The organism is Polaromonas sp., assembly GCF_029945685.1.
GTDB lineage: Bacteria > Pseudomonadota > Gammaproteobacteria > Burkholderiales > Burkholderiaceae_C > Polaromonas.
The window spans coordinates 170,525-192,613 of sequence record NZ_JAQSDA010000008.1 but is presented as its reverse complement, the minus strand read 5'-3'; the positions used below and the strand labels follow the sequence as shown (position 1 = coordinate 192,613).

Annotated in this window: 20 protein-coding genes; 12 read left to right on the top strand and 8 right to left on the bottom strand. The window is 64.8% G+C overall.

Annotation, left to right across the window (positions count from 1 at the left end; all coding sequences use genetic code 11):
* Nucleotides 1-233: 233 nt before the first annotated feature.
* The 4 genes from PSV26_RS06400 to PSV26_RS06385 all read right to left on the bottom strand — a co-directional run bounded on the left by PSV26_RS06400 (nt 234) and on the right by PSV26_RS06385 (nt 4,438).
* Nucleotides 234-1,277 carry a VWA domain-containing protein gene (locus PSV26_RS06400; protein WP_300569094.1) on the bottom strand — a complete coding sequence of 348 codons (1,044 nt, stop codon included), beginning with the start codon at nt 1,275-1,277 and terminating at the stop codon, nt 234-236.
* Nucleotides 1,278-1,309: 32 nt separating this feature from the next.
* Nucleotides 1,310-2,332: a DUF58 domain-containing protein gene (locus PSV26_RS06395; protein WP_300511659.1), complete on the bottom strand. Its 1,023-nt coding sequence runs from the start codon at nt 2,330-2,332 to the stop codon at nt 1,310-1,312.
* Nucleotides 2,333-2,516: 184 nt separating this feature from the next.
* Nucleotides 2,517-3,527 carry a MoxR family ATPase gene (locus PSV26_RS06390; protein ID WP_300511658.1) on the bottom strand — a complete coding sequence of 337 codons (1,011 nt, stop codon included), beginning with the start codon at nt 3,525-3,527 and terminating at the stop codon, nt 2,517-2,519.
* An 11-nt stretch (nt 3,528-3,538) separates the two neighbouring features.
* Nucleotides 3,539-4,438: a trypsin-like peptidase domain-containing protein gene (locus tag PSV26_RS06385; protein ID WP_300568927.1), complete on the bottom strand. Its 900-nt coding sequence runs from the start codon at nt 4,436-4,438 to the stop codon at nt 3,539-3,541.
* 138 nt (nt 4,439-4,576) lie between these two features.
* Between PSV26_RS06385 and PSV26_RS06380 the strand changes: the two genes are divergently transcribed.
* From PSV26_RS06380 to PSV26_RS06340, 9 genes are all read left to right on the top strand, one after another.
* On the top strand, nt 4,577-5,425 hold the full coding sequence (locus tag PSV26_RS06380) for a TatD family hydrolase (RefSeq protein WP_300568924.1): 849 nt from the start codon (nt 4,577-4,579) through the stop codon (nt 5,423-5,425).
* Entirely contained in the window at nt 5,419-5,919 is a 501-nt protein-coding gene (locus PSV26_RS06375) for a DNA-deoxyinosine glycosylase (RefSeq protein WP_300568921.1), read from the top strand. The genes PSV26_RS06380 and PSV26_RS06375 overlap by 7 nt, the downstream gene beginning before the upstream one ends.
* Nucleotides 5,920-5,923: 4 nt before the next feature.
* Nucleotides 5,924-6,706 (top strand): spermidine synthase, encoded by a 783-nt coding sequence (locus PSV26_RS06370; RefSeq protein WP_300511654.1) that lies wholly within the window; start codon nt 5,924-5,926, stop codon nt 6,704-6,706.
* Between the two features lie 52 nt (nt 6,707-6,758).
* Nucleotides 6,759-8,564, top strand: coding sequence for a GspE/PulE family protein (locus PSV26_RS06365; RefSeq protein WP_300568919.1), 1,806 nt, complete (start codon nt 6,759-6,761; stop codon nt 8,562-8,564).
* A gap of 136 nt (nt 8,565-8,700) precedes the next feature.
* Nucleotides 8,701-9,189, top strand: a complete 489-nt coding sequence (locus tag PSV26_RS06360; protein WP_300511652.1) for a tripartite tricarboxylate transporter TctB family protein — start codon at nt 8,701-8,703, stop codon at nt 9,187-9,189.
* 10 nt (nt 9,190-9,199) lie between these two features.
* Nucleotides 9,200-10,711, top strand: a complete 1,512-nt coding sequence (locus PSV26_RS06355) for a tripartite tricarboxylate transporter permease (RefSeq protein ID WP_300568917.1) — start codon at nt 9,200-9,202, stop codon at nt 10,709-10,711.
* 99 nt (nt 10,712-10,810) lie between these two features.
* A complete protein-coding gene (locus tag PSV26_RS06350; RefSeq protein WP_300568915.1) occupies nt 10,811-11,806 on the top strand; it encodes a tripartite tricarboxylate transporter substrate binding protein in 996 nt (331 codons plus the stop codon).
* Between the two features lie 57 nt (nt 11,807-11,863).
* Nucleotides 11,864-13,474: a gamma-glutamyltransferase family protein gene (locus PSV26_RS06345; protein ID WP_300511649.1), complete on the top strand. Its 1,611-nt coding sequence runs from the start codon at nt 11,864-11,866 to the stop codon at nt 13,472-13,474.
* Between the two features lie 78 nt (nt 13,475-13,552).
* A complete protein-coding gene (locus PSV26_RS06340) occupies nt 13,553-14,425 on the top strand; it encodes a DMT family transporter (protein ID WP_300569091.1) in 873 nt (290 codons plus the stop codon).
* A 550-nt stretch (nt 14,426-14,975) separates the two neighbouring features.
* Here the strand turns inward: PSV26_RS06340 and PSV26_RS06335 are convergent.
* Nucleotides 14,976-16,046, bottom strand: a complete 1,071-nt coding sequence (locus PSV26_RS06335) for a M48 family metalloprotease (RefSeq protein WP_300511646.1) — start codon at nt 16,044-16,046, stop codon at nt 14,976-14,978.
* 9 nt (nt 16,047-16,055) lie between these two features.
* The gene (locus PSV26_RS06330) at nt 16,056-16,646 is read right to left on the bottom strand and encodes an SH3 domain-containing protein (RefSeq protein ID WP_300568912.1); all 591 of its coding nucleotides are present in this window, start codon (nt 16,644-16,646) and stop codon (nt 16,056-16,058) included.
* 36 nt (nt 16,647-16,682) lie between these two features.
* On the opposite strand from PSV26_RS06330, the gene PSV26_RS06325 reads away from it, so the two are divergent.
* The gene (locus PSV26_RS06325) at nt 16,683-17,477 is read left to right on the top strand and encodes an SDR family oxidoreductase (protein WP_300511644.1); all 795 of its coding nucleotides are present in this window, start codon (nt 16,683-16,685) and stop codon (nt 17,475-17,477) included.
* A gap of 137 nt (nt 17,478-17,614) precedes the next feature.
* Here the strand turns inward: PSV26_RS06325 and PSV26_RS06320 are convergent, their stop codons facing one another.
* Nucleotides 17,615-18,835 (bottom strand): MFS transporter, encoded by a 1,221-nt coding sequence (locus PSV26_RS06320; protein WP_300511643.1) that lies wholly within the window; start codon nt 18,833-18,835, stop codon nt 17,615-17,617.
* 127 nt (nt 18,836-18,962) lie between these two features.
* Here PSV26_RS06320 and PSV26_RS06315 point away from each other — a divergent pair, with 127 nt between their 5' ends.
* Complete coding sequence (locus tag PSV26_RS06315) at nt 18,963-20,060, top strand: SMP-30/gluconolactonase/LRE family protein (protein ID WP_300568909.1); 1,098 nt, start codon at nt 18,963-18,965, stop codon at nt 20,058-20,060.
* A 196-nt stretch (nt 20,061-20,256) separates the two neighbouring features.
* Nucleotides 20,257-20,898, top strand: a complete 642-nt coding sequence (locus tag PSV26_RS06310) for a hypothetical protein (protein WP_300568906.1) — start codon at nt 20,257-20,259, stop codon at nt 20,896-20,898.
* Between the two features lie 150 nt (nt 20,899-21,048).
* Here PSV26_RS06310 and PSV26_RS06305 read toward each other — a convergent pair whose 3' ends face one another.
* Entirely contained in the window at nt 21,049-21,948 is a 900-nt protein-coding gene (locus PSV26_RS06305; protein ID WP_300568904.1) for a DMT family transporter, read from the bottom strand.
* Nucleotides 21,949-22,089 lie beyond the last annotated feature (141 nt).

The window sequence follows — 22,089 nt, the reverse complement described above, 5'->3', positions numbered from 1 at the left end:
CGACGGGTGGTGGGGACGAATACGGGTTCGGGTGCGGGGAGTCCCTGACGCGCGAAGCGCGTCAGGTCGACTCACGGGACTGTCATGTTTGCACGCGAGCGCAGCACACGCGGCCAAATGAAGCCCCCTCCATCGCCCAGCGGGGCGAGGGAGGGCGGGGGGAGGGAGTGGGGAGTTGGTCCTACTGTCAGAAGCGAACCCGAGGCGGAGCGTGATGCCGGGGGGCAACAGGTTCAAAGAATCCGGTTGAACCAAAGCAGCGACAAGCCCGCCGACAGCAGCGCCAGCACCGAAGCCACCAGCGCCAGCAAGCCGGAGATCTCGGTTTCTTTTTTCTCGACGGTCAGGCGCGAGCTCAGGGTTTCGTAAACCTTCTTCAGGTCCGCCGCGGTGCCGGCATAGAAGTATTCGGCCTGGGTCTTGTTGGCAATGGCCTTGAGGGTTTCCTCGTCGAGCTTGACGCGCATGGACCAGCCTTCAAAACCGATGGTTTCGCCGTCGACCGTACCCACACCCACGGTGTAGACGCGTACGCCGCGGTCGGCCGCCATCTTGGCAGCTTCCATCGAGTCCACGCCGGTGGTGCGCTGGCCGTCGGTCAGCAGGATGATGGCTGCCGAGGTGTAGGAGCCCGGGGCCACCGGCGTGAATTCCTTCTTCGGCTCTTTCGGCGCCAGGTCAATCGCGATGCCGCTGTTGCGGTTGCGGCCGTAGGTCAGCGACGCCAGGTCAATACCCGCATCCGGAAACAATTCGGCCAGCGAGACGACGATGGCGTTGCCGATCGCCGTGGCGCGCTGCAGCTGGAACTTGTCGATGGCCGTGACCAGGTCTTCCCGGCTCAGGGTGGGCGACTGCACGACAGAGGCGGTGCCCGCAAACGCGACAATGCCGACGCGCACGCTGCGCGGCAGGTCGGCCAGGAAGGCCTTGGCGGCGTTTTGCGAAGCGACCAGGCGGTTCGGCAACACGTCGGTGGCGCGCATGCTGCCGGACACGTCCATCGCCAGGATGATGGTCTCCTGCTGCGAGGGCAGGGTGACCACGGCAAACGGCCGCGCGGCGGCCAGCAGCATGGTGGCGATGGCCAGCAGGAACAGCAGCGGCGGAATGTGGCGGCGCACACTCTGCCCCGTGCCCATGGCTTCGCGCACGATGGACAGGCTGGCATACCGTAACGCCATTTTCTTTTTGCGCCGCAGCAGCCAGACATAAGCCGTTACCAGGAGGGGAAGAGCCAGCATCAGCCACAGAAACTGGGGCCAGAGAAAGGTCATGGGAGGTGTCATGGGGTCATCTCCTTGGGGGCTCAGGCTGCCGCTTTCAGGTGGCCGGGCAGCTTGCCGCGGCCACCTCGGCCGGCAGCACCCGAGACCTGGCCACGGCGCTTGCGCAGTTCTGTAAAACGCATGATGGCATCGACCAGGTCGCCGTCAGTGGACAACTCCAGCGTGTCGACGCCGGCCCGGGCCAGCGCCTGGCGCAAGTCGGCCTCGCGCTGCGCGGCAATACGCGCAAAGCGTCGGCGAAAACCCGCGTCGTGGGTGTCGACCAGCAACTGCTCGCCGGTTTCCGCATCGCGTATCGGGATCAGGCCGAGGTCGGGCAGCTCCAGTTCCAGCGGGTCCAGCAGGCGTACCGCCACCACCTCATGGCGCTGTGCCAGCTGGCCGAGTGTTGTTTCCCAGCCGGGTTCACTGATGAAGTCGGACACCACAAACACCGTGGAACGCCGGCGCAGCAGCTGCGCAGCCGATGTCAACAGGTCGTCCAGCCGGGTGGTCACCGTACCGGTGGTCTCGGGACGGGTCTGCAGCATGTGCAGCAACTGCAGCACATGCGCCCGCCCGCCGCGCGGCGGCAGCACCGTATCCACACCGGTGCCGTACAGCATGGCGCCCACCCGGTTGCCGTGGCGTGTCAGCACGCGGGCCAGCACCGCAACAAACTCGGCCGAGACCTGGCTTTTGCGCTGCTCGCCCGAACCGAAATCAACCGAGGGGCTCAGGTCCAGCAGGAACCAGCTGGCCATTTCACGGTCTTCGGTGAAAACGCGCACATGCGGCGATTGCAGGCGCGCCGTGACATTCCAGTCGATATGGCGCACGTCGTCGTGATGCTGGTATTCGCGCAGGTCGGCCAGGTCCATGCCGGTGCCGCGCATCAAGGTGCGGTAGTCGCCCTGCAGCAGGCCGTCGAGCCGGCGCAGCACTGTCCATTCGAGACGGCGCAGCACGTGCTCGGCGCCGCCAGCGCCGCCAGCCTGCACCAAGGCCGCCGGTGCAGAAACGGCACCTTCTGTTGGAGCGGATTTGCGAAACCAGTTTTTCATGGACTGTCAGCGCCCACAGGGCATCCTTCGGCAAGCTCAGGAAGAACGGAAAACACCGCGAAGTTACGAGGAAGACTCTCGTTCAAGCAGGGGCCGCGGGTCCGGCTTCGCCGGCCCGCAGGCGCAGCGGCCCCCCCGGGGGGCAGGGAGCTACACGCAGTGAGCGACCGTGGGGGCAACATATTCATGCAGCAAGCTTGTCGTGTTCAAGCGGCCGCGCCGGTGCCGGCACTTTGGCCATGATTCTGGCGATCACGGTATCTGCGCTCAGGCCCTCGGACAGCGCCTCGTAGGACAGCACCAGCCTGTGGCGGAGCACATCGGGAACCAGGTCCGTCATGTCTTCGGGCAGCACATAGCTGCGTCCGCGCAGCATGGCCAGGGCGCGGGCGCCTTCGGTCAGGTTGATGGTGGCACGCGGGCTGGCGCCGAAGGTGATGAAACGGGCCAGGTCTTTCAGGCCGTGTTTTTCAGGCGTGCGGGTGGCCGAGACCAGGCGCACGGCGTACTGGATCAGCGACGGGTCCACATAGACGCGCCGGCATTCGCGCTGCAGTTCTGCCAGTTGCGCGGTGGTGGCGACGCTGGAGACGGCCACGGCCGGGCCGATCACGCGCTCGACAATCACGAACTCCTCCTCGTCGGTCGGATAGTCCACCAGCACCTTCATCATGAAGCGGTCCACCTGCGCTTCCGGCAGCGGGTAGGTGCCTTCGGTTTCGATCGGGTTTTGCGTGGCCATCACCAGAAAGGGCTCGGGCACGCGGTGCGTCTCGCCGGCGATCGTGACCTGGCGCTCCTGCATGACCTCCAGCAGGGCGCTTTGCACCTTGGCCGGCGCGCGGTTGATCTCGTCGGCCAGCAGCAGGTTGGTGAACACCGGGCCCAGCGAGGTGCTGAAGTCGCCGGTTTTCTGGTTGTAGATGCGGGTGCCCACCAGGTCGGCCGGCACCAGGTCGGGCGTGAACTGGATGCGCTTGAAATGGCCCTGGATGGTGTTGGCCAGGGTCTTGACGGTCAGGGTTTTAGCCAGGCCTGGCACACCTTCAACCAGCAGGTGGCCCTGGGCCAGGATGGCCACCATCACGCGTTCGAGAAAACGGTCCTGGCCGACGACCACCCGTTTGACCTCGTAGAGGATCTGCTCCATCAGTTGCGCGGTGTGGGGGTCCTGCGAAGTGGCGGGTGTTTGCATGGGGAGGTCCTTCAGAAAGGGGTCAGGCCGACGGCGGACGCGGCGTTTTCAATCGGCACGGCAAAAGCGATGCCGACAAAACTGCGCTGCTGGTTGGGGTTGAGGATGGCGGTGACGATGCCGACCACTTCGCCGTCCATGGTGACCAGCGGGCCGCCCGAATTGCCGGGGTTGGCGGCGGCGTCGAACTGGATCAGGTTGCTCATTTCCTGCTTGCCTTCGGGCGAGCGGAAGGTGCGCTTGAGGCCGGAGATCACGCCAGCCGAGGCCGATGGCCCGATGCCGAAGGGATAACCCACGGCCAACACATGGTCGCCTGGCGCCAGATCGCCGGTGGAGCGCATGGTGGCTGCAATCATGTCGTCGGGGATCTTGTGGGCCTGCAGCACCGCCAGGTCGTTTTCGGGCTGGGCGCCGGTGATGTGGGCGGTGGATTCGAGCCCGTCGGAAAACACCACCTTGATGGTCTGCGCGCCCTGCACCACATGCAGGTTGGTCAGGATGATGCCTTTGTCCACAATCACCACGCCGGTGCCGACGCCGATCTCCACGTCTTCCTTGCCGTTCTTGCTCTTGCCGTAGCCGGTGACGCGCACCACCGAGGGGCGAATGGTGTCGTAGGCCCTGGCGACGGCTGAGGGCAGCTGGGCGGTTTCCAGCGTTTTAAGGACGGCTGCATGGATGTCGGCCTGCGTCAGCTTGCGGGGCTGCGGCCGGAGCGCCAGCGAGAGGCTGAGGGCCAGCAGCAAGGCCATCACCGCGAGCGCGGCCCAGAGAAGGCGCGGATTGGACAGCGAGAAAAAACGTGTTCCAGGAGCATGCTCAGTGACGGGCCCGGTTTGCGCCTGCTGCCCGGGCACCTCCGCCGGAGGGGGGCTGCTGGAGCTGCTGTAGAGGGCTGGCCTGCGCATCCGTGTCACCTGTCAAAAGGGTTTCCCGGGGATTTCCGGACTGACAAATGCACGGTATCACGTCTGATCCAACCCTGCACAATCTTCAGGCATCCGTGGGGTCATCGCGGCGGGCGGGCGATCAGGCATCATCGGAATATGCTGCGCTGGATAGACACCCATTGCCACCTTGATGCCCCGGAATTTGACAGGGACCGCGCGGGCGTGCGGGCGCGGGCGGCCGCCGCCGGCGTGGCCCATTGCGTGGTGCCGGCGGTCGGGGTGGCTGATTTTGCGGCCGTGCGTACACTGGCGCACGATTTTGGTGACAGTTATGCGCTGGGCATTCACCCGCTGTTTGTCGGCCAGGCGCAGGAGGGCGACCTGGCCCTGCTCGATGCCGAACTGGCCCTGCGCAAAGACGATGCCCGGCTGGTCGCGGTGGGCGAAATCGGGCTTGACTATTTTGTGCCGGCCCTGACCCAAAGTCCCCTGCGCGAGCGCCAGGAGTCTTTCTACCGCGAGCAGCTCCTGCTGGCCCGTAAACACGGCTTGCCGGTGATCCTGCATGTGCGCCGATCTGCCGACAAACTGCTCAAGCACCTGCGCGAGCTGGTGCCGCAGGAAGGCTGGCGCGGCATTGCCCACGCCTTCAATGGCAGCCGGCAACAGGCCGACGAATTCCTCAAGCTCGGCCTCAAGCTCGGTTTTGGCGGAGCGGTCACGTTTGAGCCGGCGTTGCAGCTCCGGCGCCTGGCGACCGAATTGCCGCTGGAGGCGCTGGTGCTGGAAACCGACGCGCCGGACATCCCGCCGCACTGGCTGTACGCCACCGCGCAGCAGCGTGGCGCGGGCCAGGCCCAGGGGCGCAACGAACCGGCCGAGTTGCCGCGCATCGCTGCCGTGGTGGCCGGGCTGCGTGGCATCACGGTCGACGCCCTGGCGCTGGCGACTTCGGCCAACGCCGCCGCGGCGCTGCCCCGGCTGCAGGCCCTGAGCGCATGCTGACGGGCCTGGCGCCGCTGGTCAGCCAACGGACCCGCCTGCTCATCCTCGGCAGTTTTCCCGGCGTGGCTTCGCTGGCGGCGCAGCAGTACTACGGCCACCCGCAAAACCAGTTCTGGAAAATTCTTCAAGCCATTTGGCCATCCAGCCCAATACCGTCAGGCGGAAACAGCTATCAAAACCGTAGCGCATGGCTGCTGGACAGAGGGCTGGGCCTCTGGGACGTGTATGCCTCCTGCGAACGCGAAGGCAGTCTGGACAGCCGCATCCGCCAGCCGATGGTCAACGATTTTTCCGCCCTGCTGCTGCAGTGTCCGGCGCTGGAAGCCATCGCCCACAATGGCGCCGAGAGCTTCAAACACTCCCCGCACACCGTGCGGCTGGGCTTGTCTGTCTACAAGTTGCCGTCCACCAGCCCGGCCAATGCCTCCTGGTCGTTTGAGCGCAAACTCGCTGCCTGGCGCGACGTATTCGAAAAACACAGATTGACCGATTGACCCGATGGCCCGTAAAGAAACCAGCAACAACCGCAACCAGCTTCCAGCGGCAGAACTGCCCGAGGTGAATTTCTCGGATTACGGTGACGTTCGTTACCTGCACCTAGGCACCCAGTGGGTGCAGGGGTCCATGCTGCTGGACAAACCTTTCGACATTGAGCTGGAGTATGTGCAGCGCATGATGGTCTGGCTGCTGCTGGCCGAGTCCGGCCCGGTGGCGGCGCGCCACGCGATGCAGCTCGGCCTGGGCTCGGCGGCGCTGACCAAGTTCTGTTACAGGAAGCTGAAGATGAAAACCACGGCCATCGAGCTCAACCCGCAGGTGCTGGCCGCCTGCAGGTTGTGGTTCAAGCTCCCCGCCGATGACGTGCGCCTGAAGGTCATCGTGGCCGACGCTGCGCAGGAAATCCGCAAGGCAGAGCACCACGGCACAGTGGACGCGTTGCAGGTGGACCTGTACGACCATGAAGCGGCAGCGCCGGTGCTCGACAGCGCGGACTTCTATGCCGATTGCCGCGAACTGCTCAGCGAGGACGGCGTCATGACGGTCAACCTGTTCGGGCGCGACTCCAGCTATATCAGCTCGCTGAAAAAAATCGCCGAGGTTTTTGGCCCCGAGTCCGTCTGGGCCTTCAAGCCAACGCGCGAGGGCAACACCGTCGTGGCCGCGCAACGCGAGCCGACCCGGCCCGGGCGGACAGAACTTTCGCAGAGGGCCGAGGTGATCGAGTCCCGCTTCGGCCTGCCCGCCAAAAAATGGCTGAGGCTGTTCAAACCCGTTTTCTGAGCCGTGCCCGAGAAGTTTTCTGCCGCAGGGGGCTATCAGTTAAAGTGCCTGCATGCGTGCTGCCGTGCCTCCCAAAAACCCCTCTGAATCCACCAACCGGTCCGCTGCCCCTGCCGGGCCGCTGGACTGGCGCCGACTGGTGGAGTGGCTCAGTGACGACGGGGTGATTTCGGCGGCCGAGGCGCAGCGCACGATTGCGCGCTGCTCGCAGGTGCAGAGCGCGCAACACCCGCTGATCCGGCTCGCCAGCGTCAGCATGACCCGCGTGGCCGACGGCAAGCCGCTGGACATTGAAACCATTTCCCAGTGGCTGGCCGGCCGCGCCGGCCTGGGTTACCTGCGCATCGACCCCCTGAAGGTGGATGTGGGCAAGGTGGCCGACACCATGTCAGCGGTGTATGCCGAACGCCACAAGGTGTTGCCGGTGCAGGTCACCACGTCCGAGGTTGTGGTCGCAACCGCCGAGCCCTTCGTCACCGACTGGGTCTCCGAGGTCGAGCGCCAGTCCAAACGCAGCGTACGGCTGGTGGTGGCCAACCCGGTGGAGATTGCCCGTTACACCGCCGAGTTTTTCGCGCTGGCCAAGTCGGTGAAGGCGGCGATGAAAGCCGGCGGCAATGCCGGCGCCGCCAGTTTCGAACAACTGGTGGAGCTGGGCAAAACCAACAAACAGCTCGATGCCAACGACCAGGGCGTGGTGCAAGTGGTGGACTGGCTCTGGCAATACGCTTTTGACCAGCGCGCCAGTGACATCCATCTCGAGCCGCGGCGCGACCAGGGCGTGATCCGCTTCCGCATCGACGGCGTGTTGCACCCGGTCTACCAGTTGCCCATGGGGGTGCACAACGCCATGACGGCGCGCATCAAGCTGCTCGGCCGCATGGACGTGGTCGAGAAGCGTCGGCCGCAGGACGGCCGCATCAAGACCCGTAACCCGCGCGGCGATGAAATCGAAATGCGGCTGTCCACCTTGCCGACGGCCTTCGGCGAAAAAATGGTGATGCGGATTTTTGACCCTGACACCACCGTCAAGGACCTTGATGCACTCGGGTTTTCCCAGCACGATGCGACGCGCTGGGAGCAGCTCGTCAAGCGGCCCTACGGCATCGTGCTGGTGACGGGCCCGACCGGCTCGGGAAAAACCACCACGCTGTACTCGACGCTCAAACGCATCGCCACCGAAGAGGTCAACGTCAGCACGATCGAAGACCCCATCGAGATGATCGAGCCGGCCTTCAACCAGACCCAGGTGCAGGCGCACCTCGATTTCGATTTCCCCGAAGGCCTGCGCGCGCTCATGCGGCAGGACCCGGACATCATCATGGTCGGCGAGATCCGCGACCTGCAGACCGCGGAAATGGCGGTGCAGGCCGCGCTGACGGGCCACCTGGTGTTTTCCACGCTGCATACCAACGACGCGCCTTCGGCGGTGTCGCGCCTGATGGAGCTCGGCGTGCCTTCCTATCTGATCAATGCCACCTTGCTGGGTGTGCTGGCCCAGCGCCTGGTGCGCATGCTGTGTCCGCAGTGCCGCGAGAAAGACGAAGGCAGTTCGCGCGAGACGCTGACCGAAATTGTCAAGCCCTGGCAGATCAATGGCGCCTACCAGCCCTACAAGCCGGTCGGTTGTGTCGACTGCCGGATGACCGGTTTTCTCGGCCGCATGGGGCTGTATGAACTGCTGACGGTGACCGAGGCCTTCAAGGACAAGGTCACCAAAGAGCCGAGCATCGACGCGCTGCGGCGCCAGGCCGTGGCCGACGGCATGCGGCCGTTGCGGCTGGCGGGTGCGCTCAAGGTGGCGGAAGGCCTGACCACCATCGAGGAAATCCTTTCCACCACACCGCCGATGGCTTGAACCCTGTCCCGAGCGGGACAGGCGGGCTCTTTTGGCGCTTTCTGCGCCTTTTTTGCGTAAGTGAAAGCCACATCCCCTTCAGGGGCAATTACATGCACAATCCACCGATTCATTCTTTAGTCAGAGGAGCCAAACCGTGAATATCAAGAGTCAGAAAGACTTTTTTGCCGGTCTCATGTTCATGGGTATCGGTGTGGCATTTGCATGGGGTGCAACCACTTATAACGTCGGCACCGGCGCACGCATGGGGCCGGGCTACTTCCCGCTCATGCTCGGCGTCCTGCTGGCGCTCATTGGGGCGGTAATTACCTTCAAGGCCCTCGTGGTCGAGACGGTGGGCGGAGACAAGATCGGCAAGTGGGCCTGGAAGCCGCTGGTCTACATCATTGCCGCCAACGTGGTGTTCGGCATTTTGCTGGCCGGTCTGCCGGCCATCAATTTCCCGGCCTTCGGCATGATCGTGGCGATTTATGCGCTGACTTTCATTGCCAGCATGGCCGAGCCCGGCTGGAAATTCAAGACGACCCTCATTCTGGCGACCATCCTGGCCGTTGGCAGCTATCTGGCCTTTGTTCTTGCGCTGAAATTGCAGTTCCCCGTGTGGCCGTCTTTCATTACCGGCTAAGGAAAATAAAATGGATCTGATCGCAAACTTGTCTCTGGGTTTTGGCGTGGCATTCACGCCGATCAACCTGCTCTACGCTTTCGCCGGCTGCCTGCTGGGCACCCTGATTGGCGTGTTGCCCGGCATTGGACCGGTGGCCACCATTGCCATGCTGCTGCCGGCCACCTACGCGTTGCCCCCGGTGTCCGCACTCATCATGCTGGCCGGCATTTATTACGGCGCACAGTACGGCGGTTCGACCACCGCCATCCTGGTGAACCTGCCCGGTGAGTCTTCGTCCGTGGTGACCTGCATTGACGGCTACCAGATGGCCAGAAAGGGGCGAGCGGGACCGGCCCTCGCCGCGGCCGGTCTGGGCTCGTTTTTTGCCGGCTGCGTCGGTACCCTGATCCTGGCCGCTTTTGCGCCACCGCTGACAGAGCTGGCTTTCAAATTTGGACCTGCGGAGTATTTCGCCCTGATGGTGCTGGGCCTGATCGGCGCCGTGGTGCTGGCATCGGGCTCGCTGCTCAAGGCGGTCGGCATGATTGTGCTGGGCCTGTTGCTGGGCCTGGTGGGCACCGACGTGAACTCCGGTGTCGCACGTTTCAGCTTTGACATTCCCGAACTGACCGACGGCATCGGTTTTATCGTGATTGCCATGGGTGTGTTCGGCTACGGCGAGATCATCAGCAACCTCGCCCAGCCCGAGCATGAGCGTGAAGTGTTCACCGCCAAGGTGTCCGGCCTGTTTCCGACCAAGCAGGACTTCAAGGACATGACACCAGCCGTGCTGCGCGGAACCATTCTGGGTTCAGCCCTGGGTATCCTGCCTGGCGGTGGTGCGCTGCTGGCCGCGTTTGCTGCCTACACGCTGGAAAAGAAAATGAAAATGAAGCCGGGCGAAGTTCCCTTCGGCCAGGGCAATATCCGCGGCGTGGCCGGTCCCGAGTCGGCCAACAATGCCGGTGCGCAGACCTCCTTCATTCCGCTGCTCACGCTGGGCATTCCTCCCAACGCGGTGATGGCCCTGATGGTGGGCGCCATGACGATCCACAACATCCAGCCCGGCCCGCAGGTCATGACCAGCAACCCCGAGTTGTTCTGGGGCCTGATCGCCTCGATGTGGATCGGCAACGCCATGCTGATCATCCTGAACCTGCCGCTGATCGGCATCTGGATCAAGCTGCTGACCGTGCCCTACCGCTTCCTGTTTCCCGCGATTGTGCTGTTCTGTGCGATTGGTGTTTACTCGACCAACAACAACACCTGGGACATCTGGATGGTCGGTATTTTTGGCGTGATCGGCTATCTCTTCATCAAGCTCGGTACGGAGCCCGCACCCCTGCTGCTGGGCTTCATCCTGGGCCCCATGATGGAAGAAAACCTGCGCCGCGCGTTGCTGCTCTCGCGCGGCGACTGGAGCGTGTTCGTGACGCGCCCGCTGTCTGCCGGCCTGCTTGCTGCCGGGGCTTTGCTGCTGGTCATCGTGCTTTTGCCGTCGGTCAAGAACAAGCGTGAAGAGGCGTTTGTCGAGGAATGATGCCTGGATGAAACGCCCCAACGGCACCCTCGGGTGCCGTTTTTTTTGAGTGAAACTGTTTGAACGGTGCCAATGGGAAAACCGTTGCACAATGTCGAAATGAAACGTAGACATATCATTTTTTTGACCACGGCCAGCCTGGCAGTTGCAGCCGCAATGCCCGTTGCGGCACAGACTTCTGCAGCCGCCCCGGGCGCTGCTTATCCTTCGCGCCCGATCCGCATGATCGTGCCTTTCCCGGCGGGCGGCGCCACTGACATCCTGGCGCGCGCGCTGTCGCAGAAGCTTGGTGAAAAAATCGGGCAGACCGTGGTGGTGGACAACCGGCCCGGCGCCGGCGGGACCATAGGCGCCGACGCTGCATCCAAGGCCGCACCCGATGGCTACACGCTGCTGTTGGCGACGTCCAGCACCCACAGCATAGGCCCGGCCATCAACCCGAAAATACCCTACAACGCCGAGACCGATTTCACGCCGATCGCCTATGTCGCGAGTTCGCCCAACGTGGTGCTGGTGCCCATGTCTTCACCGGCCAGGACCATGCGGGAGTTCATGGACCACGCGCGAAAAAATCCGGGCCGGCTGAACTACGCGTCCAGCGGCAACGGCACCATCGTGCACCTGACCACCGAGTACTTCAAGGCGCAGTCGGGCACCTTCATTCTTCACATTCCCTACCGGGGAACCGCGCTGGCCATGCCGGACCTGATCAGCGGCAAGCTCGATGTGCTGTTCGACTCCTTTGTCACCGGAATGCCGCATGTCAAGGACGGCAAGCTGCGTGCCCTGGCGGTCACCAGCCTCAAGCGCACGGCGCTCGCCCCTGATCTGCCGACGGTGTCCGAAAGCCTGCCGGGCTTCGAGTCGGTGACCTGGTTTGGCGTGTACGGCCCCAAGGGCCTGAATGCCGAGCTGACGGCGCGGGTGAACCAGGCGCTCAACTCGGCTCTGGCCGACCCCGACGTGAAGGAGCGTTTTGCCCGGCTTGGCGCCGAGCCCACCGGGGGCACCCCGCAGGCTTTTGCGGCCATGGTCAGGACCGACAACGCCAAGTGGAAAAAAATCATTTCCGAGCGCAAGATCACCACCGACTGACAGCTTTTCCCCGGCGCCGGAGGCCCGGTGCCGGTCCTCCCTTTTTCAGAGCCATTCATGAAATTCGACTACAGCAATCCCTACACTTCCACCCGCATCCCCCTGTTTGCCCGCAATGTGGTGTCCACCTCGCACCCGCTGGGCGCGCAGGCCGGCCTGCGCATGCTGCTCAAGGGCGGAAACGCGGTGGATGCGGCGATTGCCGCGGCCGCCGCCATGACCATCGTCGAGCCGGTCAGCAACGGCCTGGGCAGCGACGCCTTCTGCATCCTGTGGGACGGCAAGGAATTGCATGGTCTCAATGCCTCGGGCCGTGCACCGCAGGCCTGGACGCCGGATTACTTCAAGCGCAAATACGGCGACGGCGCCGCCACCCCACCCAAGCGCGGTCTTGATTCGGTGACCGTGCCCGGTGCCGTGGCTGGCTGGGTGGCCATGAGTGAACGTTTTGGCCGACTGCCGTTTGCCGACCTGATGGAGCCCGCGATCGAAATCGCCGAGCGCGGCTACCTGCTGCCGCCGGTGGTGCAGCAGAAGTGGGCGGCCGCTACCGATGAGCTCAAAGGCATGCCAGGTTTTGCCCAGTCCTTTCTGCCCTGGGGCCGCGCGCCGAATGTGGGCGAGCTGTTCCAGTTCAAGGCGGCGGCCAGGGCGTTGCGGGCGATCGCGCAAAGCAAGGGCGCGGCCTATTACGGCGGTGAGATCGCGCAGGCGATTGAAAAATTCTCCGCACAAAACGGCGGCAGCCTGACGGCCAAAGACTTTGCGTCCTACCGGCCGGAGTGGGTCCAGCCCATCGGCAAGGACTACCGCGGCTACACGCTGCACGAAATTCCGCCGAACGGGCAGGGCATTTCGGCACTGATTGCGCTGGGCATCCTGGACAAGTTCGATGTCGCCGGCCTGGCGGTGGACGGGGTGGATTCACAGCACCTGCAGATTGAAGCCATGAAACTGGCGTTTGCCGACGTGTACAAATACGTGGCGGAGCCATCGTCGATGGAGGTGAGCGTCGATCAAATGCTCGACGACGCCTACCTCGCCTCCCGTGCCAAACTCATCGACATGAAAAAAGCGCAGGACTTCGGCGCCGGCAACCCGGTCAAGGGCGGCACCATTTACCTCACAGCGGCCGACGAGGACGGCATGATGGTCAGCTTCATCCAGAGCAACTACATGGGGTTTGGCTCGGGTTGTGTCGAGCCCGAGTTCGGCATCAGCCTGCAGAACCGCGGCCACGGCTTCAGCCTGCTGCCCGGCGTCAACCAGGTGGCGCCGGGCAAGCGGCCTTTCCACACCATCATTCCGGCCTTTCTCACGAAGGACGGGCAGCCCGTCATGTCTTATGGCGTGATGGGTGCCAACATGCAGCCGCAGGGCCACATGCAGACGCTGGTGCGCATGCTCGACTACGGGCAGAACCCGCAGGCCGCCTGTGATGCGCCGCGCTGGCGCTACAACGCCGGTTTTGAAATCAATGTCGAGGCGGCGATGAACCCGCAAACCGTGCAGGGACTGTCGGACCGCGGCCACCGCATGGAAGTGATCAACGACTCCTACCAGGATTTCGGCGCGGGCCAGTTCATCTGCCGCGCGGGCGATCCCAAGGTCGAAGGTTATGTGGCGGCCAGTGACAGCCGGCGCGACGGTCAGGCCGTCGGTTTCTAGAATTTGCCCTTGCCCAACAGATCAGAGTCAAAAACACTTCCAGCCCAGGAACAACGGGCGCAGACAGCTCCTAAAAGCATAGCGACCGGCTTGCTGCTGGCGACCTTCGGCGCGATCGCCTTCAGCGGCAAGGCGATCATCGTCAAGCTCGCCTACCGTTATGGCGTGGATGCGGTCACGCTCATCATGTACCGCATGCTGTTTGCGCTGCCGATCTTTGCGGTCATGGCCTGGTGGGCCAGCCGGGGCAAGGCGGCCCTGACCCGCAAGGACTGGCTGGGCGTGCTCTGGTTGGGCTTTACCGGTTATTACCTGGCGAGTTTTCTGGACTTTGCAGGGCTCGCCTACATCAGCGCCTCGCTCGAGCGGCTGATCCTCTACCTCAATCCCACGCTGGTCCTGCTGTTGGGTCTGGTGCTGTACCGCAGGCGCATCAGTGCGCCGCAAATCATGGGCATGGCGATCAGCTACAGCGGCGTGGTGCTGGTTTTCGGCCACGAGATCACCCTGCTGGGTCCCGATGCAGCGTGGGGCGCGCTGCTGGTGTTTCTCAGCGCCGTCAGTTATGCGCTTTACCTGGTCTACAGCGGCGAGATGGTCAAGCGCCTGGGCGCCCTGCGTCTGGTCGGCCTGGCCACCACGGTCGCCTGCCTGTTCTGCATCCTGCAGTTCGTGCTGCTCAGGCCGCTCAGCGCTGTGGCGGTGGCACCCGAGGTGATCTGGCTGTCGGTGCTCAATGCCACGCTGTGCACGGCGGCCCCCGTGCTCATGGTGATGATGGCCATCGAACGCATAGGCGCCAGCCTGGCCGCGCAGACCGGCATGGTCGGCCCGATGTCCACCATTTTGATGGGCGTGCTGATTCTCGGTGAGCCGTTCACGGCCTGGGTGGCCGCGGGGACTGTGCTGGTGATTGCGGGGATTTTTGTGTTTTCCCGCGCGGGCAAGTGAGTTCCAGCGCTTGTATTTCACGCTGCGGCCCGTGCTGGCCCTGTGCGCGTTTCAGGCATCAAGCCTGTTAAGTTCCTTTTCAGTTCGCCCACGTCTGTTAGCCGGGGGTTGCCCGGCGGCAACTCACTTTTCTTTTGCGTCGCCAAAAGAAAAGTAAGCAAAAGAAAAGGCGACCCGATGGTCTGGGTCCCCTGCGCTGCGCTTCGGGGCAACCTGCGGTGCTCGGGAAAAGCGGGGTCTCGCTCGAACTCGCCTTCGGCTCAGACAATCGCGATCCCTGATCCGCTTTTGCCTGCGCTCCTCGGCCCAGCCCGACGGGTGGGGAAAACAAATGCGGATTCGGATGCGGGGAGACATGACGCGCAAAGCGCGTCATGTCGGACGCACGGGACTGTCATGTTTGCACGCGGCAGCAGCACATGTGGCCAAATGAAGTCCCCCTCCATCGCCCAGCGGGGCGAGGGAGGGGCTAGGGGAGGGAGTGGGGAGTCCAGCCCCGCTGTCCGGTGCGGACCACAGCAGCCTCGGCCCAACTGCGGACGAGAACGTCCTATTTCTTCACCGGAACCCGCCGCCCCGCCGGTGCAGCGGCCGCCGGTGCATTGGAGCTGCTGGCGGTGCGGGAGGCCGCCAGCCTTTCCATGCGCTGCGCCACGGTAACGGCCTGCTGTCCGCTCAAGCCGTCCATGCGGTTGCCCATGGCCTGCTCCAGCAGGTCCAGCCGCTGCTGAGCTGGCGGGTGGGTGCTCAGCGACAGTGCAAACAGGGGGTTGTCGGGCGTGGCAGTGCGCAGCTGCTGCAACACGGCCACCAGGCCGTAGGGGTCGAAACCGGCGCGTGCGGCCAGTGCCACGCCGCTGCGGTCGGCGTCGAATTCATCGCTCTGGTCCAGTCCGCGTGAATACAGGTCGCGCCCCAGGCTCAGAAACTGGGCCGACACCGCGCCCGCCAGTTGACCCTTGACCTGCGAGCCGACGACCTGTGTGAGCAGGCCGGCGCGTGCGGTCTTGGCGATGGCCTGCAGGTGGTGTCTGGCGGTCACGTGGGTGATTTCATGCGCCAGGATGCCGGCCAGTTCGGCCTCGTCGGCAACACGCTCGATCAAGCCCTTGGTCACGAACACATACCCCCCGGGCGCGGCGAAAGCGTTGAAGCCGGCATCGTCCAGCACCGCAAAGGTCCAGGGCAGTTGTGGCCGCGAGGACTGCAGGCTGATCCAGCGCCCCAGCTGGTTGACGTAGCGCTGCAGCGCCATGTCGGGATGCAGCGGCTTGCTGCCCAGCAGCACGGCGGCCAGCTGGCGGCCGATTTCAATTTCGCGGGGCTCGTCAATCTGCTCGAGTGACTGCGACAGCAGGCCGATCAGGTCACCGGCCCGTGCCGCCTGGCCAGCGCCGGCCGGGGCGAAGCTGGCGCCCAGCATGTTTCCCAGCATCCCGCCGGGCGTGGACGGCTGGGCTGGCGCCGGCGCTTCGGCAGGGGCGGCCTGGCGCAGAAAGGAGCCCAGCAGGTTCAGGGCCTTGCCGGCGTCCTGGCCGTGCGCTGGCAAACAGGCCAGACCGGCTGTCAGTGCCAGCGTCAGCAGCCAGGCCGGTTGCGGGGAAAGGGGTGGCAGCGTCATGGGCGGCTCCTAGTTGTTGTTGTTGTTGCCCGTGGGGCCGGTGTTTTGCAGCGGCGCTGGCGCCGGGTTGGGCAGGGCCTCCACCGGCCGGCTGCTGAGAGCCGCCGCGCCGGCGAACTGTCGGGCCTGGTCGGCATCCATGCGGAGGGTGTCGGCTTGCGCCACTGCGGCCATGTCGGGTTGCGCGCGCGCAAGGTCCTCAGCGCCGAGTCCCCGTATGCCCACCGTGGAGGTGGCGGTGGTGCTCCCCCCCTGGGCGCTGCCCTTGTTGAAGAAGCTGGTCAGGCCGCGCAGTGCATTGGCGCCGGTGCCGGACGCCGTGGCGCTGCTGGCCGGGGCCACGTCGAACATGTGGACCCAGCCATTGGCGCCTTCAGCGGTGCGCACCTGGATCCATGCGCCCTGGCGCGCACCGGAGCGCGTGACCGGCGTACGCGCCGCCAGCGGGACCAGGCTGCGCGATGTTTCCCCGGGTGCCTCGCGCAATTCGGTGGCGCGCTTGACCAGCACGGCTTCCGTTTGTGCATGGGCCAGGGCGCCGGCCAGCAGAAGGGCGCAAGAGCCCAGCCAGTGAACGCGCTTGGATTTACTCAGTATCATGGCTCCTCAACTTTCAACGAAGAAGCGGAAATTATTATGGATTTAGGTATCGCAGGCAAATGGGCACTGGTGTGCGGCGCAAGCAAGGGCCTCGGTCTGGGTTGTGCCCAGGCGCTGGTGCGCGAAGGTGTGAACGTGTTGATCGTCGCGCGGGGCGCCGAGGTCCTGGAAGCGACTGCTGCAAAATTGATAGCTGACAGCGCCCGGCCGGCGAGCGCCAGCGTGCAGTTTGTTGCGGCGGACATCACAACCGTTGAAGGCCGCGCGGCGGTCTTCGCAGTGCGCAAGGACTTCGACATCGTGGTGACCAACGCCGGCGGCCCGCCACCCGGTGACTTCCGCGACTGGAACCGCGACGCCTGGATCAAGGCGCTGGACGCCAACATGCTGACCCCGATCGAGCTGATCAAGGCCACGGTGGACGGCATGGCGGCGCGCGGCTTCGGCCGCATCATCAACATCACCTCCAGCTCGGTGAAGGCGCCGATTGACATTCTGGGCTTGAGCAACGGTGCGCGCAGCGGGCTGACGGGGTTTGTTGCCGGCGTGGCGCGTACCAAACTGGCGGCCCAGGGTGTCACGATCAACAACCTGCTGCCCGGCAAGTTCGACACCGACCGCATCGCCACCACCGTGCGAGCTACTGCCGAGAAATCCGGCAAGAGTGTCGAAGAGGTCCGCCGCGCGCAACAGGCGCAAATTCCGGCTGGCCGTTTTGGCACGCCCGACGAGTTCGGTGCGATCTGCGCCTTCCTGTGCAGCACACATGCCGCTTACATGACGGGCCAGAACGTGCTGGCCGATGGTGGGGCTTACCCCGGGACCTATTGATCCGCTAAAGGAGTTGGCCCGGAACCCCTGCGATTCTCGAGCGCGAACCCGGCCGCGTGTCGGAAGGCAGCTTGCCGTGGGTTGGCGTCTGACCTTGGTCATAGGGGCAGGGATGAGGCTTTCGGCTGGCACGCTGGTCAGCTCGCTGCCTGGGGCAGGCGCTGCAGCACCCTGACTTGCGAACCAAAAATAATCCAGGCCTGAACCGCGAACCCCGCCAGGGCCAGCACCAGGCAGGCCGGTTCGCCCCAGGTCGCGCCCACGACGCCGCCAAGTGCGGCGCCGATGGGCCGGGCCCCCGTATTGGCAGCCAGAAAAATCGCCGACACGCGCCCCAGCATGGCGCCGGGGGTGACGGTCTGCCGCAAGGTTGTGGAGGTGATGGTCCAGACAATCGGGCCGGCGCCGAAAAGAAAAAATGCCATGCCCGCCAGCACGCCGGATGGAAGGGCGAGTGTGGCGACCATGGTCAGTGCCGCCAGCACCGAGACGGCCGGCCCCAGCTGAATGGCCCGGCCGAAGGGCAGCCTCGCAACAAGGTGCGGCGCCAGCAGCGCGCCCACCACCATGCCGGCGCCATATGCGGCGAGTGTCATGCCCACGGCCGCAGCACTCAGGCCGAGCAGCCGGATGGCGTAGGGCACGTAGGCGGCCTGCAGGACGAACCAGGAAATATTCCAGGCCACAGCCGTCAGAAAAATGGGCCGCAGCAGCGCATGACCCCAGACCCAGTGGGCGCCGTCCCGTATGTCGAGCAGGGGGTGACGCCTGGCCATGGGCGCGCGCGGCGGCTCCACCAGTTGCAGCAACAGAACCACCGCAGACCCTGACAACACGGCCGCCAGCACAAACGCGGCCGGTGCGCCGGCCCAGGTGACCAGCGCGCCGCCGAGCGCGGGCCCCGCTGCAAAAGCGGCGCTTCGGGCGAGTTCCAGCCGGCCATTGGCACGCGCGAGGGCTTCACGGGGCACCAGCGCCGGCACCAGGGCGGGCGCAGCGACGCTGAAGCCCACCGTGCCAACGGCGCCGAGAAATCCCAGCACGGCCAGCAGACCGATGGAGAGCTGGCCGGACATCACGGCGGCCAGCAGGCCGAACAGGGCCAGGCCGCGCAGGGTTTCGGCCCACACCATCAGGCGGCGCCGCGATGTGCGGTCGGCCAGCAGGCCCAGGGGAATCGACAGCAGCAGAAAGGGCAGGGTCTGGGCGGTTGCCAGCAGCCCGATGTCGCCGGGCCCGGCGCCCAGGGCCAGCACAGCGACGATGGGCACCGCCGCCAGGCTCAGCTGCTCGGCCGACTGCGCCGCCAGGTTGGCTCTGGTGAGGGCCAGCAGGGAACGGGGAAGCGCAGGTGTCATGGGGCGGGTGTTTTCCGGAAACGGGTATCATGCCGCGGCCTCCGGGCGACGACTGGCCATTTGCGGACCTGTCAGCGAAGGCCTGCACGGTCGGCTACAGGCTGCGCTCAAGGCTATAGTGCAGTCTATGAAAAAGGCAGCATGGATCGTGGTCCTGATGGTGGCGGCGGCGGGTGCGTACCTGAGTGGGTGGCCGGTACCGATAGAGCCCGTGAGCTGGAACGCAAACACGGCCCCTGGCTACACCGGTGCGCACGCGGTCAACACCAGACTGGCGGGGCTGCAAATGATTTCGCTGGGTGCAGAAGAAGGGCCCGAGCATGTTGTCGTCGCCAGGGACGGCAAGCTGTACGCCACCGCCGCCAGCGGCAACATCCTGCGCATGAATCCCGACGGCAGCGCGCAGGAGGTGTTTGCCAACACCGGCGGCAGGGTGCTGGGTTTTGACTTTGACGCCGCAGGCCAGCTGATAGCGGCGGATGCGGTCAAGGGCCTGCTGTCCATCGGTCCGGACAGAAAAATAAGGTTGCTGACCGACAAAGTGGGGGGCGACCCGATCCGTTATGCGGACGCGGTCATCGTGGCCGGCAACGGGAAAATCTATGTCAGCGATGCCTCCACACGTTTTGCGCCGGCCGCGTGGGGCGGTACCTTTGAAGCCAGCGTGCTGGACATTCTCGAGCAGTCCTCGACAGGGAGAATCCTGGAATACGATCCGGCGACCCGGGCCACGCGGGTGGTCGCCCAGGGCCTGAGTTTTGCCAATGGCGTTGCCCTGAGTCAGGACGGTCGGTTCCTGTTCGTCAACGAAACCGGCAAATACCGCGTGTGGAAAATTTCCGTGGACGCCAGCCAGATGGACGTGGCGCAACCGAATCCGCAAGCCAGTGTGCTGCTGGACAACCTGCCCGGTTACCCTGACAACCTCATGCGCGGTCTGGACGGCAGGATATGGCTGGGCCTGGCCAAGCCCAGAAACCCGACGATCGACAAACTCGCGGACAAGCCCTTTTTGCGCAAGCTCACCCTGCGGCTGCCGCGCGCGATGTGGCCCATTCCACCCTCGTACGGGCATGTCATGGCATTCACCGAAGACGGGAAAATCGTCGCCGACCTGCAGGACCCCAGCGGGTCTTACCCGGAAACCACCGGCGTCACGGAAACAGCTGACAGGCTTTACATCCAGAGCCTGCATGCCAAAGGCCTGGGCTGGCTGGCGAAGTAAACCGGTCGGCACGCCGCCACCGGCATCCCACGGGCAGGCCGGGGCACTTTGGAAATGCAGCCTTTCACTGTGTATTTCCGCACCCCATGTTCCCGCGATGGCGCTGGAACTTGTCCGCACCTAAGCTTCATGACATGCACCTTGGCCTCGCCCGGGCACGGCTGATTCTCCGAACAACGCACCGCGAGAGAAAACAATGAAACATCGGTATCTGCTGGTCCTGGCGCTGGCCTTTCTGGTAACCGGCGCATCGGCTGCCGGCAACTCCGGCCGCAGCGCCATGGACTGTGTTTCCGCATCGCGCGACAAACAGGACATTGTTTTCAGGAACAGCTGCGACTACAAGGTCTTTGTGGTCTGGTGTGGTGAGCAGAAATACACGAAGAAGAAGTGTGGCGACGGACCGGCGGGAAACAGTTTTTACACCCATTCCAACAACATCGAAGCAGGCTCGAGCATACGGGCCAGTGGCATGCAGGAATACCGCTATGCAGCCTGCGAAGGCGGCATTGGTTTCGGCAAATCCGAAATCAGGGATTCGCCGGACGGCAGTTTTCGGTGTGTCGGCGCGGCTGCCGGAAAGCAGGCTTCATCCACGAAAGCTGAGGCGGCGCTACCGGCCAGCGCGGCTCACCAACGGCCGCTGGCGCAAGCCACGCCAGTGGGCGTCTGGCAGGTGGTCACCGAAGCAGGTGAACGCGCGAGGTTGACTCTCCAGGGGGACGGCGCGGCAAGCTATGCAGACAAGTACCCGGCGCGCTGGAGCCGGCAGGCGACAGGATCACCGTCATCGTGTATGCCAATGACGGCGCCATGCAGTCCGGCCGGAGTGCCATGACCTACGAACTCGAGATGACCGGCAGCACCATGACGGGCACCAAGCTCGCGACGCGCATCAACAACCAGGACTTTCCAGCGCTTGCGCTCACGCTTTCCCGGCTGAATTAGGCCTTGCGCACCGGGCCCTTGCGGCGCCTGACTCAGTGGCTTATCGCCGCGCCGACACCACAATCCCGCCCACAATCAGCGCGAACGCCAGTCCGTGGTACAGGTGCGGCAACTCCCCCAGAAAAGCGGCCGACATCAGGGCTGCAAACAACGGCGTGAGGTTGGCGAAAAAGCCGGCCACCGCGGGGCCGGCACGCTGCACGCCCACGCCCCAGCAGCGGTAGGCCAGGATGGCCGGGCCGAGTGCGACATAGAGCAGCGCGGCGACCAGGGGCCAGCCCCACTGGATGTGGGCATCGGTCAGGGCCCATTCGCTGGCCGCGAACAGGCCGGACCAGCCCAGCCCGAAAATCATCTGCGCCATCAGGAAGGCCGCCCAGTCCTTGCGGATCTCCGGCGGCTCCGCGGGTTTGGCCAGCAGCCAGCTGTAAAACGCCCAGGCCATGGTGGCCAGCAGCACATACAGGTCGCCGGGGACCAGCCGCACCTGGGCCAGCAGCGACCACTGGCCGCGCGACAGGACCACCAGCACGCCGGTTATCGACAGCAGCGCCCCCACGATCTGCCGGCGCGACACCTTCTGGGAAAAAAACAGCCAGCCTATGCCCAGCATCCACACCGGCGTGCTGGCCGCGACCAGCGTCACATTGAGCGGGGTCGAGGTCTGCAGCGCCAGGTATTGCAGCGCGTTGTAAGCGCCCACCCCGAGTAGACCTAGTAGCGCAAAACGCCGCCAGTGGGCCCACAGACCGCTGCGGCGGCGCAGCACCCAGCCGGCCAGCGGCAGCAGGATGACAAACGCCAGCGCCCAGCGCAGGAAGTTCAGCGTGATGGGCGGCACGAGCTGGTTGACCAGCCGCCCGACCACAGCATTGCCGGCCCAGAGCAGCGGCGGGATGATCAGGAGCAGGGCGGTGCGAGGAGTCAGGCCGGGCGTCATGCGGCGACTGTACCCAGCACTCGGCGCGATTGCTGAAGAAAGCCTGAACACCCGCCCGGTGCCCGGGCCGGCCGCGCCTGCGGCGAGCAGAGCCGGGTGATTCGTGGCAGGATGCAGGCCGCATTCGCCTTTTCACGTCCC

Coding starts and splice junctions, on each gene's coding strand:
- PSV26_RS06365 (WP_300568919.1), top strand. CDS start 6,759: ATGCGTGCTGCCGTGCCTCCCAAAAACCCCTCTGAATCCACCAACCGG.
- PSV26_RS06355 (WP_300568917.1), top strand. CDS start 9,200: ATGGATCTGATCGCAAACTTGTCTCTGGGTTTTGGCGTGGCATTCACG.
- PSV26_RS06335 (WP_300511646.1), bottom strand. CDS start 16,046: ATGACGCTGCCACCCCTTTCCCCGCAACCGGCCTGGCTGCTGACGCTG.
- PSV26_RS06375 (WP_300568921.1), top strand. CDS start 5,419: ATGCTGACGGGCCTGGCGCCGCTGGTCAGCCAACGGACCCGCCTGCTC.
- PSV26_RS06395 (WP_300511659.1), bottom strand. CDS start 2,332: ATGAAAAACTGGTTTCGCAAATCCGCTCCAACAGAAGGTGCCGTTTCT.
- PSV26_RS06320 (WP_300511643.1), bottom strand. CDS start 18,835: ATGACACCTGCGCTTCCCCGTTCCCTGCTGGCCCTCACCAGAGCCAAC.
- PSV26_RS06385 (WP_300568927.1), bottom strand. CDS start 4,438: ATGCGCAGGCCAGCCCTCTACAGCAGCTCCAGCAGCCCCCCTCCGGCG.
- PSV26_RS06390 (WP_300511658.1), bottom strand. CDS start 3,527: ATGCAAACACCCGCCACTTCGCAGGACCCCCACACCGCGCAACTGATG.
- PSV26_RS06305 (WP_300568904.1), bottom strand. CDS start 21,948: ATGACGCCCGGCCTGACTCCTCGCACCGCCCTGCTCCTGATCATCCCG.
- PSV26_RS06350 (WP_300568915.1), top strand. CDS start 10,811: ATGAAACGTAGACATATCATTTTTTTGACCACGGCCAGCCTGGCAGTT.
- PSV26_RS06310 (WP_300568906.1), top strand. CDS start 20,257: ATGAAACATCGGTATCTGCTGGTCCTGGCGCTGGCCTTTCTGGTAACC.
- PSV26_RS06315 (WP_300568909.1), top strand. CDS start 18,963: ATGAAAAAGGCAGCATGGATCGTGGTCCTGATGGTGGCGGCGGCGGGT.
- PSV26_RS06325 (WP_300511644.1), top strand. CDS start 16,683: ATGGATTTAGGTATCGCAGGCAAATGGGCACTGGTGTGCGGCGCAAGC.
- PSV26_RS06330 (WP_300568912.1), bottom strand. CDS start 16,646: ATGATACTGAGTAAATCCAAGCGCGTTCACTGGCTGGGCTCTTGCGCC.
- PSV26_RS06345 (WP_300511649.1), top strand. CDS start 11,864: ATGAAATTCGACTACAGCAATCCCTACACTTCCACCCGCATCCCCCTG.
- PSV26_RS06370 (WP_300511654.1), top strand. CDS start 5,924: ATGGCCCGTAAAGAAACCAGCAACAACCGCAACCAGCTTCCAGCGGCA.
- PSV26_RS06380 (WP_300568924.1), top strand. CDS start 4,577: ATGCTGCGCTGGATAGACACCCATTGCCACCTTGATGCCCCGGAATTT.
- PSV26_RS06400 (WP_300569094.1), bottom strand. CDS start 1,277: ATGACCTTTCTCTGGCCCCAGTTTCTGTGGCTGATGCTGGCTCTTCCC.